This window comes from Kovacikia sp. CALU 1929 (assembly GCF_056784235.1).
This window is the reverse complement of sequence record NZ_JBXBCF010000119.1, coordinates 110,839-123,699: the sequence shown is the minus strand read 5'-3', so window position 1 is coordinate 123,699 and position 12,861 is coordinate 110,839. Positions and strand designations below refer to the sequence as shown.

The following is a 12,861-nucleotide window of genomic DNA, read 5'->3' as shown; positions in this document are numbered from 1 at the left end:
TGGAAAGAAGCTACCCCTGGAACAAAAACGATTGATGTTCCAGCCCAAATAATCCAAAAAATGGGGCAACTTCATTCTCATAGTCCCAGGTCATCTCGAAGGGACCTAGCCTACCAGTTTCAATCAGCGCTGTCCCTACGTTGCGACGGCTACTCCAGACCTTGCCCACGGATAATTCAAAAGTATAAACACCGGGTTCAATATTGAGCAGGACTTCCAGTTTAGCAATGATTTTCTGCCCAGTGTGGCATTGAATGGGCTGGCCGCCACTGGTATAAGAACCACCACAAAAGACTAACTGATCGAAGCGATTGTGGAGCAGAACCGTGTAATGCACATCCGTCAGAAGTTGTTTTGCCTGGAAACACAGTTGAAAAATGACGCGATCGCCAATTCGGTATTTCAAACCATGTTCACCTTCAGGTGTCATTACATTAACTGTCAACACTTTTGCTAACTCATTCTCTACCGCCCCTGGAGCAACAATACTGTAGTGAAGCAACTCAGAATACTCTGCTTCACTCAGTTCCAGGTGAGCTTGCTGTGGTTGAACCGTTTCTTCCTCCGCAGAAACAAGCCCCATACTCAAGTCTTCTTTCAAATATTCGCGAATTACCGTCTTGGTGTCACCCTGGGCAACCATAGTCCCGTGCTTCAAGTAAATTGCCCGGGAACAAAGATTTCGTACCGTTGCCATATCATGGGACACAAACAGTAACGTTGTGCCTCTTTCGCGCAGTTCGTTTAGCCGTCGAGCACATTTTTGCTGAAAAAAGATGTCTCCCACACTTAGTGCCTCATCAACGATGAGGATATCCGGGGACAGATGGGCCTGAACTGCAAATGCCAGACGCACTAACATCCCAGAGCTATAGGTTTTGACCGGCTGATCGAGAAAATCGCCAATATCGGCAAAGGCAGCAATGCGATCGAAGTTGGCTTCAATCTCTGCTTTACTAAGTCCCAGAAGCCGCCCGTTAAAGAAAACATTTTGCCGCCCTGTAAACTCTGGATTAAACCCACTGCCCAACTCTAAAAGCGCAGCCACCCGCCCATTCACATTTACCTGCCCGGTTGTGGGAGTCAGGGTGCCTGCAATAATTTGCAGTAGGGTGCTTTTACCGGAACCATTTCGCCCAATGATGCCTAAGGTCTCGCCTTTGATGATCTCCAGGTCAATTCTGTGGAGCGCCCAAAATGCTTTATCCTGGTGCTTTTCGGGCTGTAAAGCTTCCTTCAACCGTTGAATTGGGTGGGAATAGCGCTTGAAGCACTTAGAAATGTTGGTGAGAGAAATTACGACTTCGCCCATATTTTCGTGCGTAGGAATCTTAAAACATCCAAATCAGGTCTTGAAACACGCACCTTTGCTGATCACGGGCGCTAGTCATTGGCTAATGAATTTTTGATGATGAATTCAAGTATAGAACTCAGGGCATAAAAACAACCTGTTCTCAAATTATTCTGCTTCTCCAATCAGAGTAAAGGTTGCCCAGGAAGAGGTGGGGATGCTGCTGTTCCAGCATGGCTATTCAACGGTCACAAAGAGCTGGCAGTCCTGCCAGTACTTTTCCCACGCTAACCGGACTGTTTTGGCATTTACCCCTGCCAGTTTGCCAACCCATTCCGCTGGAATTTCGCTGGCTTCATGGATTCCTACCCAGTCACACAACTGACTTAGCATCAGGGAAGCCCGTTGAAGCGGAGAGGCTGCACTGGTGACGTGATAAAGCTGTTCAATACATCTCATTCGTCGCTGCAACGCCTGTTGGCGTTCTCCATGACTGCTAAGGGGGCAAAAGTGAATCTTCCCGATCGCATAAATTCTCGTACAGTTTGCATCAAAGCTCCCCCCAACGGCAGCACCCGGAGCAACAAAATCAGCGTAAAAGGATTTTTGTAATATTAAGCCTCCCTGACAATCGGGAGCCAACGACAAAAACGATTCTCCCTGCAAAGACTGGTAAGGCAGCGTCAGCCGAGTAAAACTCGCCGTATCAATCAGGGTTGGCGAAGTCGCATTGAGGGCAGATAGCATAGATTACCTCAAAGGGGCAAGTGGATGATCTATATCGATCTATCTCCAGCAGCAGGGGACGTTATGCAAACAAGAGGGGGGTGAACCTCACCACAGTAAAAGCCGCTCTAGCGAGAATTTTTTGACGTGGTGCAAAAAATCTTTTACCTTTGTGAAAAGTTGCATCTAATTAAGAGGACTGTCCATGAAGACAACGGTGGTTTCCCGAGATACCTCGTCAGTCGATGTCCGTCCTAATGATGTTTTTATCTCCTACTCCCGCCGAGATAAGGAATTTGTTCAACAACTGGATGCTGCCTTCCGACGCCTGAACCGGAATCCCTGGGTTGATTGGAACGACATTCAACCTTCCGAAGATTGGTGGCAGGCAATTGAAATTGGAATTGAGGCGGCTGATACGTTTGTCTTTGTACTCAGTCCAGATTCGATCGCCTCCCAGGTTTGTCAGCAAGAAGTAGAACACGCGGTTAAGCACAATAAAAGGCTATTACCCATCGTGCATCGGGAAGGCTTTGATCCCCAGGAAGTTCATCCGTCTCTAAGTCGCCACAACTGGTTGTTCTTTCGAGCAGGGGACGACTTTGGCAAAGCATTTCAACTGCTGATCAAGGCATTAGACACCGACCTGGAGTATGTGCGTGCCCACACTCGTCTGCTGGTCAGGGCGATCGAATGGGACAAAAAAGCTTGTAATCAGAGCTTTTTACTACGGGGCACAGATCTGGAAGAGGCAGAAGACTGGCTGAGTCAGAGTACTGGTAAAGACCCCCAACCCACCCAACTTCAGCAAGAGTACATTGCTACCAGTCGCAAGCTCGAAACTGCTCACCAGAAAGCCGAAATCAGGCGGCAACGGCTATTTACGGCTGGGATCAGCCTATTTTCTCTGCTTTCAGTGGTAGCCGCGATCGCCGCCTTCAACCAATGGCAGGTAGCTGACAGACTCTCGATCCAAAATCGGGTGCTGGTGGAAAAAAATAGCCAATTGGTAAATCTGCCCAGCCAATACCAGATGATTCTGGAGGATCAGGTCAGTTTTCTGAGCACCAAAATCAGTCAGGCAGCGAAAGCCGGACGATCAGCCAGTTCACTGCTAGCAGAGATGAAGCAGCTTGAAGCCATTTCCAGTGCTAGAAAGGTGAAACTCGAAACGATCGCAAGAAACCTGATGACAGAGTGGATGCAGGCAAAACAGGAATTTTTTGCCCCTCCCTTTAACAGCCAACGGCTTGAGAGTTTAACCACAGGACCTGCTCTAAAACGGACAATGCTGATAGGCGAATGGCTGAAGGTCAACAATGCCTCCTATAAATTCAAGGAAGCGAGGATCGATAATTTTGTGATTACTCGTGTGAATGGCAATCAGATGGTTTGTGAAGCAAACCAGGTAGAACACATGATCCTTTACATCAATGGCAGGGAAAACTCCAGCCAGGAGAGAGGACAACAACGTATCCGCTATGTGATGGAAAAGATGGGCGATCGTTGGAAGATCTCAGAGATGCAAGTTATTCAGCCATAGATCGGGGGGCAAATACTGGAGGGGTAGGGAGTAGGTTGTGAGTAATTTAGAGTGGAGGGGTGAAGAGTGAGAGTGAAGACGTAGCTATCGCGTCAAAAACTCCCCACTCTCCCCATCCTATTCCCCGTTTCCCTGGATACATCTATGCAGCAGTCTCGAAATGAACACAGGACGAATTTAAGAGGGTCTTGGCAAAAATACTTACAGCAATTTTCATTTGTGTATGCCACACAGAACGTTGGCTGTGCCTTAATACAAAAGCATTTATTGTGTGGCACTCGTCTAAAAACTGCTGTAGTCGGGGTGTTGGTTTTGGAATTTCTTCTGATTGGCTGCACAACTCCGGTTCCTGCCCTATCTCCCACGAAACCGTCAACTCCGGCAAGACAGTCGTCCAATCAGGGGGAGATTGCGATGGGACAGCAGTTGCCTATTGGGGCAACCGTCAAGATTGGCGATCAACTCATTCAGCTTGAGGTGGCTAAAACGGTTGAACAGCAGGCGATCGGGCTAATGTACCGAACTGAATTAGCAGATGACCGGGGCATGCTGTTTCCCTTTGAGTTTCCCCGCCGCGCCAGCTTTTGGATGAAGAACTGCCTGATTAGCCTGGATATGGTGTTCCTGCGAGACGGCAAAGTGCAATTCATTTCCAGTAATGTCCCTCCCTGTCAGGAAGATCCCTGCCCGACCTATGGACCCAATGTCCTGGTTGACCAGGTGATTGAGCTACGGGGTGGACGGGCAGCAGAACTGGGAGTGAAGGTCGGCGATCGCCTGGAAGTGCAGAGCCAGTAGCCCTTTATAATAATTGTTCTAAAATTTACATCGTTTTACATTGCACTGTAACTTTTTCGTGCAGAGATGCGGTAATCTTTCGGGAGGTAGAGTTTAGGGCTTTAGAACTCTTCTATCCTTAACCTCTAAGTTCTTTGGCTAGAACTGCTTCGCTGAAGGGAAACTTGAAAGCGATAAGCGAGTCGATGGCGGTGTGAGGCGAAGGAAAATCAATCAGAGCTTTTCCGCAAGCCTATTTCTGAAAGAAATGGTGTTTGAGGGTTTTATCTGGTTTTGTCAAGGTCTGATGCAGAGGCGTTTAGCCGATCGCTTGCAGCAGGTCAGCCTAAACTTGCTTGCCTGCTTGGAAGTTGTTAAACCTGTAGACCTTAAAGCTGTTTAAATGGTTTAAGTAGAAAAACTGAAGCCATTGATAGTTGAAGTTCCCTGATCTGTAGATTTGCAGATGCAATGCCCTGCTGAGGGTGCTTAATTAAGGCAGTAAATTCAGCAGTGCGGAACCAGGTGATTTGGGGTTGTTGTTAATCTGACTGCATTTAAAGCCACTTTAAAAGCCGTAAATTACTAGACTGCGTACTAGACCCAGCAAGGTTTTCGGACAGGCTTTTAACAGACAGATAAAAGATTGGCACTGCCCGATCTTCCCCTATCCGCTAATCTCTCAAAATAGTGTCCTAAGAAATGGTGTCCCTAAAAAAGGAGGTGAAACATTGATGGCACCGACGACTTACACCCGGTTAATCCGGTTCTTACAAGAAGATCTGGCACTTTCAGCGTCTTCCATTGCGATCGTCCTCCGCCATATTGAGCAAGACCCTGGTCCAATGCCGATGATCCTGTGGCAGTATGGTCTGATCACGCTTGAACAGCTTGATCAAATCTATGACTGGTTGGAACAGGCAGCCTAGTGAAAACGGCTATAGACCGAGTTTCCTTAATGCTCCTTGAGGAGGATCAATGCATGAAAGTATGGCACTCCGGTGCGAACACCTTCCCGAACCACGTTCCCTGCTTAACTCCTTTAAAGACCAAAACTCAAAAAAGAGCGGGCTGAAATCAGCCCGCTCTTTCAATTTAACCCAGGATTTTACCGGCTCATCCCACCCTACTTGCCACGACAGTACTGATTAAACTCATTTACTAAAGAGCTTTCCTGTTGGGTTGCTTGGGTCAAAGATTTGAGCGAAGACGTAACCCCTGCATTGTTTTTATTCCGTGCCGCTTGGACCAGGTTGCGACCCGCTTGGCTGGTTGCCTGGTACATTTTAATAAAGCGAGACTGTAACCCCTGAAGAGTTTCATCCTTGACTTGAACCGCTTCCAATTCTTTCGCGTACTGATCAATGGTGGTAGCGGCTTTTTCCAGTTCGCCAACCTTATCGGGATTACTGCTCTTACTGGCTGCCTGCGCTTCTCCCGCAGCCTTATTCACTACAGCACTGATCCGATTACACTGCGAAACTTTACTTTCACCACAAGCGGTTGCGAGAACACTGACTGCAATGGCAACTGAGAACAACGTCAGCCGTTTAGAGGTATTCATTGACAGGTTCCTGGAATATGAAATCCTTCGCTCACTGTAGCCTGTTCACTAATAAAACTCTGGCTAATATTGTCGAGAAAATATAAAGTTTTTTAACATAACCCCATAGGGCTTTATCTGGGAAAAAAGACAACCCCCCAGTCTATCTACGGTCGCCCATCCTATTGAGCGGGTACAGAAGGATATGCTTACCCACCGTAGTAAGCATCCCTTTACTGTTGGATCCGTGCTGTTTGATCCCGGCTACCAGGTGATTGCAACGAGCAAAATGGAACGCCTCCCTACTTGAGCAAGTGCTGTTAGGCTAGATAGAATACCTAGATTTATGAATGCTCCTTTGAAATCTGTTATTTAAATCGGTTTTGTCAACGAACCACAAGCTACGATCTGCGGACTCGATTGCTAAAGTTTGTTGATAATTGGCAACTTCAAAGCTTCGATAGTTCACCCTCGCAGTATACATCAGGACAGTTCGGTGACTCTACAGACAGAACCGCAGCCTCAGGTTGCATCCAGGAATCAGATCAATCGTCAAATGATTGCCATTCTAGACTTTGGCTCTCAATACTCTGAACTTATCGCTCGCCGAATTCGGGAAACTCAGGTGTACTCCGAGGTACTTTCTTACCGAACGACTGCCGAGCAACTGCGGCAACTTAATCCCGCAGGCATTATTTTATCGGGTGGTCCCAGTTCTGTTTATGACCCAGGTGCGCCCCACTGCGATCCAGATATTTGGAATCTGGGTATTCCAGTTCTGGGGGTTTGCTATGGCATGCAGCTAATGGTGCAACAGCTTGGTGGTCAAGTTGAGCGCTCTGACCGGGGAGAGTACGGAAAGGCATCCCTATTCATTGACGATCCCACTGACCTGCTAACGAATGTGGAAGAAGGCACCACCATGTGGATGAGCCACGGTGACTCAGTTAGCAATCTGCCCGATGGGTTTGGGCTGCTTGCCCATACGGATAATACGCCCTGTGCTGCGATCGCCCACCCGGAGAAAAAACTATACGGGGTGCAGTTCCACCCGGAGGTCGTTCACTCCATTGGCGGACAGGCGCTCATCCGCAATTTTGTTTATCACATTTGTAACTGCGAACCCCTGTGGACAACAGCAGCCTTTGTTGAAGAGTCCATCCGCGAAATTCGGGCGAAGGTGGGAGACAAACGGGTGCTACTGGCACTTTCAGGTGGGGTTGACTCCTCTACTCTGGCGTTTTTGATGTACAAGGCAATTGGAGATAAACTCACTTGTATGTTCATTGACCAGGGCTTTATGCGCAAGCTTGAGCCAGAAAGGTTGCTCAAGCTATTTCAGGAGCAGTTTCACATTCCTGTAGAGTATGTGAATGCCCGCGAGCGTTTTCTGGCGGCGATCGATGGCATCACTGATCCAGAAGAAAAACGTAAGCGAATTGGGCACGAATTCATCCGTGTGTTTGAGGAAGAGTCTCGCCGCCTTGGTCCCTTTGACTATCTGGCACAGGGCACCCTCTACCCCGATGTGATTGAATCAGCGGATACCAATGTGGATCCCAAAACGGGTGAACGGGTTGCCGTCAAGATCAAAAGCCATCATAATGTTGGCGGTTTGCCTAAAGACTTGCGGTTTAAGCTGGTAGAGCCTTTGCGGAAACTCTTCAAAGATGAGGTACGTAAAGTTGGGCAATCTATTGGTTTACCAGAAGAAATTGTTAAGCGCCATCCATTTCCTGGTCCCGGTCTAGCAATTCGGATTCTGGGTGAAGTCACTGAGGAACGCTTGAATATTCTGCGGGATGCCGATTTTGTCGTGCGCCAGGAGATCAATCGTTGTGGCATGTACAGCGAACTATGGCAAGCGTTTGCGGTGCTGTTACCGATCCGTAGTGTGGGCGTTATGGGCGATCAACGCACCTATGCCTACCCGATTGTGCTGCGCCTGATCACCAGTGAAGATGGGATGACGGCAGACTGGGCACGGGTTCCCTACGACCTGCTAGAGCTGATCTCAACTCGGATTGTGAACGAAGTTCGGGGCGTGAACCGGGTGGTCTACGATATCACCTCTAAACCGCCTGGAACCATTGAGTGGGAGTAGGAACCGCAAGGATACTTTTTGGAGTTATTGTGTGGAATGTTTTGCCCTTACCAGTCTTGGTAAGGGTAAGTATATCTCTAGGGTTGAGATGTTCAGGCATAACAGCCTGATGTCAACGTTTAGGCGAACTGCAAGAATTGACCTGTCATAATGAAGGGGCAGGTTTGCTAAGGGTTAGTGCTAACCATGTCTACCATCGCCACAGGTTATCGATACATTCAACTGGATGATCTCCAGGTTTCTTTTATTGAAGGTACGTCGATGAAAGTGGTGGAGCTAATCACCTCAGCAAAGGTCTATGGTTGGACTCCAGCACAACTGCTAGAAAACTACCCTCATTTGACCTTAAGTAAAATTCACTCTGCTCTTGCTTATTACTGGGATCATCAAAGCGAGATTGATGCTGAGATTTCTCAACGGGAGCATCATGCTGAAGAACTGGAGACAACCGCAGGTGAATCACCATTTGCAGCTCGATTGCGTGCCCAAGGCGTACTTCTGTGATACTGGCGCTCTATATGGATGAAAATGTCTCCCTTGCTATCACAGAAGGGTTGCGATCTCGTAGGGTCGATGTTCTCACTGTGCAGGAAGATGGTTTAACTAGTTGCAGTGATTCAATCGTATTTGACCGTGCTGTCCAACTGAAGCGTATTGTATTTTCAATGGATCAAGACTTTCTTGCTGAAGCAAAGTGTCGCCAGCAGGCAGGAGAATCTTTTCCAGGTGTTATTTTTGCTCGCCAAAGCAAGGTTACAGTGGGAACTTGTGTCATTGAGCTAGAATTGGTTACAAAACTGAGGAAAACCAGATGAATTTGAGAGTCAAGTCTGGTATTTACCGCTGTAAAGCTGTTAAATCTTACTCCCCGTCCCTTATCTGCCGTACCCAATTAATCACAGTGTTGTGACTGACCCCAGTCAGGCGCTCAATTTCACGAAATCGAACACCATTCTGGTGCATCCTCAAGCAAATTTGTCTGACATCGTCAGAGTAGCCTCGCTGGAAGTAGAACGTGATGAACTGGCGATCGCAATTCTTGCAGCGGTAATTCTGCTTGCTCTGGCGATGTCCGTTTTTCTGAATTTGCTCTGAGCCACAGCTAGGGCATTTCATGCGGGTTTAACGGCTAGAGTTGACTTATATGCTGCCCACCCGCCGAGGTGGGAAATGTCAAGCCAGCCATACTTCTCAACCAGTTCCTGGGGATAGAGGAACGCGGTCAGCACCTCACCATCATCCATCACGACATCGCTGGGGTACATATGGGGGGGTTCGTTAGCCGCCAGGTAATTAAATTCGTCCAGGGTTAGTTCATAGACTTCCCCAGGAATGGAAACTCCCCCTTCAACCACCTCATAAATCGCGGGATGCCAACCGTCATGGGCGGCATGCAACCGATAAATTGGGCGAGTTTTAGCGGCTCGAATGAATTGGGCGGCTCCCAAATTGCCGTGATCGGGTTGACCACGTAGGGCGGAACCACAGATAAAGATGCGTTTGGTGGATTGGGTTTGGCTCATCGCTTTTCTGAATTCAATGATTGCAAGCTGTAGGAGCGTATACCGTTCGGATGATGATTTACGTCTACCCTTAAATTGTATACAAAGTAAGTATACATTTATGTATGCAGGTTTGCCCTTTGAACCCGAATTGCTCAACCCAAATTTCTCTAGTTACGGTTCTAGCACACTCAATCCCATTGAATTTAATGATGCAAGTAACTCATTGCTCGACTCTGCTTTCCTCAACGGTGCTCTCAACCCTAAATGTGAATGGCGATCGCCTCAACCGTAGTCTTTTTCAACTGGCTGAAATTGGCAAACTGCCCAACGGCGGCGTTAGTCGGGTTGCCTTCACCATTGAAGATCAACTGGCACGCCAACTAATTCAGTCCTGGATGCAGGAAGCCGGAATGACCACCCGGATTGATGCGGCTGGAAATATCATTGGCAGATACGCCGGACGCAATGAAACAGCACCTGCCCTGGCAACCGGCTCTCACATTGATACCGTGCCGGTGGCGGGTCGGTACGATGGCTGTCTGGGGGTGCTGGCTGGGATTGAGGTGGTGCGTGTGTTGAACGAAAATCGCCTCCGCCTCAACCATCCGATTGAAGTGATTGTGTTCACGGATGAAGAGTCCAGCGTGTTAGGGGCTAAGGCAATGGCGGGTGAAATTAAGCAAGAGCCAGACTACTATCGACGCAAGGATGGCACCCCAATTGAGGCGTGCTTAAAAGCGATTGGCGGGGACTGGTCGGCGATCGCCACTGCAAAACGGACTCGCTCGGAAATAGCTGCCTTTGTAGAACTCCACGTTGAACAGGGAGGCGTACTGGAACATGCCCAGAAACAGATCGGGATTGTCACTGGCGTGGTAGGGCAATACCGATTTGCTGTGCAGGTTAGCGGACGTTCTAACCATGCGGGTACTACGCCAATGACCATGCGGAAGGATGCGCTGGTAGCGGCGGCTCAGGGTGTTTTAGCCGTGAATCGGATTTCCCTTGAAACCCCCGGAGATCAGGTGGGTACCGTGGGCTACCTGAAGGTGTCTCCCAATGCGACTAATACGGTGCCAGCCCAGGTAGACTTTAGAATTGATTTACGTGACCTTTCCCAGAGCCATCTGGAGTTTTTAAGGGAACAAATTAGTCAGGAACTGGAGGCGATCGCGGTAGCCACTCAAACCGAAATTAGAATGAAGGAAACCTTCCACGTTCTACCAACCCTGGCAACCCCCGCAATTATGAACACACTTGAGGACGTGTGCGTCGAACAAGGTTTGAGCTATTTTCAGTTACCGAGCCGGGCTGGGCACGATGCCCAGGAAATTGGGCGCTTCACTGACATGGGTATGATTTTTGTCCCCAGTCGGGCTGGAATCAGCCACTCAGAGGAGGAATACACCTCTTTGGAAGAGTGCCAGCAGGGCGCAACCGTGTTGTTACAAACGTTAGTGAAGCTGGATCAAATATATTCAGATTTTGCTTAACCGGGTTATTCAGCTACTTTTTCGATTAAGACTTGATACCCCTGGTGGATTAATTTCACCTTCCTTTCAAAGACTTTCAGAAAAGCATCAATGGCTACCCTGGGTGGAGCTTCTGCAATTCCCTGGGGGAACATGAAGCCGTAATCATCGAAAATGATCATGCCACCCACCTTAACCAAACGCCAGGTTAAAATGGCATCTTCCAACACGTCACTGGCAATATGGGACCCGTCAATATAAGCCAGGTGAAATGAGTCTGGAATCAGCGATCGCAACACCGATTGTGACGTTCCCACAACCTTTCTCACCTTCTCTGGAGCACCCGTTTTGGCAATATTAAAATCAAATCGCTGCTCAATGGTTTGAATATCGGCTTCGGCACACATTACCTTATGTTCAACACTTCCTTCAAACGGATCAACACAGGTGATCCGGGCAGAAGGGTGGGTCAAAATATGTTCAATTAACCAGCAGGTTGAGCGACCTTCCCAACTGCCAATCTCCAGAACTCGCAGATCGGGTACATCGACAAACCGGGTTAAAAAGTGTTCCCAAACTGGCAGGTTGATACTGAACCAATCCTGGGAAAAGGTAAACTCCCTTTCGTGAACCTGTGCCTGGTATTTCAACTTGGGCAGTTCAGCCCTTGCCTCTGGTAAATCGGGTTCCAGATCTAATGCCTTCTGTAAATACTCCATGGCTTGAGCGTAGTGTTTTTGGTCCCTCAAGCTACTTGCCAGATTAAAGTGAACCTTAGCTAGATCGGATTGAGACAGCGTCGGGTTCGTCTCAATTGCTTGTTTAAAGGCATCAATTGCCTGGTCAAGTTCACCTTTTCCCCGTAGAAAGGAGCCGAAATTATTATAGGCAGCCGCTAAAAGATTTCTGGCAGTTTGATTACCCGGTTCTGTAATTAGCCCCTGTTGAAATAGCAAGATCGCCTCTTGATAGCAATTCTTGGCTAAATAGTCAGTTCCCAACGGCTGCCAATTTAGAACTGAAAGGAACTCCGGTGTCTTCTCAATTCGCCTAAACTTTTCGATTAAATAGGTGATTCTTTCCTGCTCAATTTGTTGCCGAATGATGTGCAGTTCCCTTGTTTCTGGCGGTGTATCATCTTGATATTGCTCTGGCGGTGTTTGAAACTTCTTAAGCTGCTTATCAAACATATTGCCGGGGTAGCGAATATATTCGACGGTTTCTATGCCGATCTTGACTAGTTTGAAGAACTTGGCAATCCAGAGGTCATAGCTAATATCTTCACAGGTAATTTGGTTATAAGGAATTCTGGATTCAGGATAACCTTCAATAAATTCATGGCAGTCCCGCCGGATACACAAATTCTGGGGCAAGGTGTTTTCAATTGCCACTTTCCAATAGGGGTGAATTGGGTCTTTCATATAAACCCCCGTTCGGACAACGCCCACAAACTGATTGGGTAAATGGATAGTTTTTGAACCCTGATCCGTTGCCAAAACAAAGGATGCATTGGGGTGTTTCAGCGGGTCATGGTTGAGTACCTGAAAACACAGATAAATGTGCTGCTTAAAGTACAGATCATCTCCATCACAGAAGAATAATATATCGCCCCTGGAAATCTTCGCCCCTGTATTTCTGGCGGCACCTGCGCTCACCCGTGCCGAGTGGTGGATCAGTTTGTAATGGGGTTTGTCCTCGATAAACTGGCTTACCAGTTCCGGGGTGCGATCGCTTGATCCCTCATTCACCACCACCACCTCCGCTGCAACCGGATAGGCAGTATGGTGTTCAAAAAAGTAGGCAATGCTGGCTTCTATACTTTCTAACGTGTGAATAATCTCGTTTTCCTTATTCAGAACTGGAACAATGACCGAAAACGAGTGAATCATGGCTTGACACC

Annotated in this window: 14 protein-coding genes; 8 read left to right on the top strand and 6 right to left on the bottom strand. The window is 48.0% G+C overall.

What is annotated here, in order from left to right; genetic code table 11:
* Positions 1 to 10 precede the first annotated feature (10 nt).
* Positions 11 to 1,312 carry an ABC transporter ATP-binding protein gene (locus AC1S52_RS33030; protein ID WP_482033302.1) on the bottom strand — a complete coding sequence of 434 codons (1,302 nt, stop codon included), beginning with the start codon at positions 1,310 to 1,312 and terminating at the stop codon, positions 11 to 13.
* A 216-nt stretch (positions 1,313 to 1,528) separates the two neighbouring features.
* The gene (locus tag AC1S52_RS33025) at positions 1,529 to 2,038 is read right to left on the bottom strand and encodes a hypothetical protein (RefSeq protein WP_482033301.1); all 510 of its coding nucleotides are present in this window, start codon (positions 2,036 to 2,038) and stop codon (positions 1,529 to 1,531) included.
* 184 nt (positions 2,039 to 2,222) lie between these two features.
* Between AC1S52_RS33025 and AC1S52_RS33020 the strand changes: the two genes are divergently transcribed.
* The 3 genes from AC1S52_RS33020 (at position 2,223) to AC1S52_RS33010 (ending at position 5,266) form a co-directional block, all read left to right on the top strand.
* Positions 2,223 to 3,560 (top strand): TIR domain-containing protein, encoded by a 1,338-nt coding sequence (locus AC1S52_RS33020; protein ID WP_482033300.1) that lies wholly within the window; start codon positions 2,223 to 2,225, stop codon positions 3,558 to 3,560.
* Positions 3,561 to 3,704: 144 nt separating this feature from the next.
* Positions 3,705 to 4,358, top strand: coding sequence for a DUF192 domain-containing protein (locus tag AC1S52_RS33015; RefSeq protein ID WP_482033299.1), 654 nt, complete (start codon positions 3,705 to 3,707; stop codon positions 4,356 to 4,358).
* A 713-nt stretch (positions 4,359 to 5,071) separates the two neighbouring features.
* Positions 5,072 to 5,266, top strand: coding sequence for a DUF2949 domain-containing protein (locus tag AC1S52_RS33010; protein ID WP_482033298.1), 195 nt, complete (start codon positions 5,072 to 5,074; stop codon positions 5,264 to 5,266).
* A 197-nt stretch (positions 5,267 to 5,463) separates the two neighbouring features.
* On the opposite strand, the gene AC1S52_RS33005 is transcribed toward AC1S52_RS33010, so the two are convergent.
* Positions 5,464 to 5,901, bottom strand: coding sequence for a hypothetical protein (locus AC1S52_RS33005; protein ID WP_482033297.1), 438 nt, complete (start codon positions 5,899 to 5,901; stop codon positions 5,464 to 5,466).
* 475 nt (positions 5,902 to 6,376) lie between these two features.
* Here AC1S52_RS33005 and guaA point away from each other — a divergent pair, with 475 nt between their 5' ends.
* The 3 genes from guaA (at position 6,377) to AC1S52_RS32990 (ending at position 8,799) form a co-directional block, all read left to right on the top strand.
* On the top strand, positions 6,377 to 7,984 hold the full coding sequence (gene guaA, locus AC1S52_RS33000) for a glutamine-hydrolyzing GMP synthase (RefSeq protein ID WP_482033296.1): 1,608 nt from the start codon (positions 6,377 to 6,379) through the stop codon (positions 7,982 to 7,984).
* Between the two features lie 186 nt (positions 7,985 to 8,170).
* On the top strand, positions 8,171 to 8,488 hold the full coding sequence (locus tag AC1S52_RS32995; protein ID WP_482033295.1) for a DUF433 domain-containing protein: 318 nt from the start codon (positions 8,171 to 8,173) through the stop codon (positions 8,486 to 8,488).
* A 14-nt stretch (positions 8,489 to 8,502) separates the two neighbouring features.
* Positions 8,503 to 8,799, top strand: coding sequence for a DUF5615 family PIN-like protein (locus tag AC1S52_RS32990; RefSeq protein ID WP_482033294.1), 297 nt, complete (start codon positions 8,503 to 8,505; stop codon positions 8,797 to 8,799).
* A 46-nt stretch (positions 8,800 to 8,845) separates the two neighbouring features.
* On the opposite strand, the gene AC1S52_RS32985 is transcribed toward AC1S52_RS32990, so the two are convergent.
* Both AC1S52_RS32985 and AC1S52_RS32980 read right to left on the bottom strand, forming a co-directional pair.
* Entirely contained in the window at positions 8,846 to 9,100 is a 255-nt protein-coding gene (locus tag AC1S52_RS32985; RefSeq protein WP_482033293.1) for an IS1/IS1595 family N-terminal zinc-binding domain-containing protein, read from the bottom strand.
* Complete coding sequence (locus AC1S52_RS32980) at positions 9,097 to 9,507, bottom strand: allophanate hydrolase-related protein (protein ID WP_482033292.1); 411 nt, start codon at positions 9,505 to 9,507, stop codon at positions 9,097 to 9,099. Before AC1S52_RS32980 ends, AC1S52_RS32985 begins: the two co-directional genes overlap by 4 nt.
* A 100-nt stretch (positions 9,508 to 9,607) precedes the next feature.
* On the opposite strand from AC1S52_RS32980, the gene AC1S52_RS32975 reads away from it, so the two are divergent.
* Together AC1S52_RS32975 and AC1S52_RS32970 are read left to right on the top strand one after the other, a co-directional pair.
* Positions 9,608 to 9,781 (top strand): hypothetical protein, encoded by a 174-nt coding sequence (locus AC1S52_RS32975; protein WP_482033291.1) that lies wholly within the window; start codon positions 9,608 to 9,610, stop codon positions 9,779 to 9,781.
* Entirely contained in the window at positions 9,738 to 10,982 is a 1,245-nt protein-coding gene (locus tag AC1S52_RS32970) for an allantoate amidohydrolase (protein WP_482033290.1), read from the top strand. The genes AC1S52_RS32975 and AC1S52_RS32970 overlap by 44 nt, the downstream gene beginning before the upstream one ends.
* A 5-nt stretch (positions 10,983 to 10,987) precedes the next feature.
* Here AC1S52_RS32970 and AC1S52_RS32965 read toward each other — a convergent pair whose 3' ends face one another.
* A complete protein-coding gene (locus AC1S52_RS32965; RefSeq protein ID WP_482033289.1) occupies positions 10,988 to 12,850 on the bottom strand; it encodes a class I SAM-dependent methyltransferase in 1,863 nt (620 codons plus the stop codon).
* Positions 12,851 to 12,861: the final 11 nt, after the last annotated feature.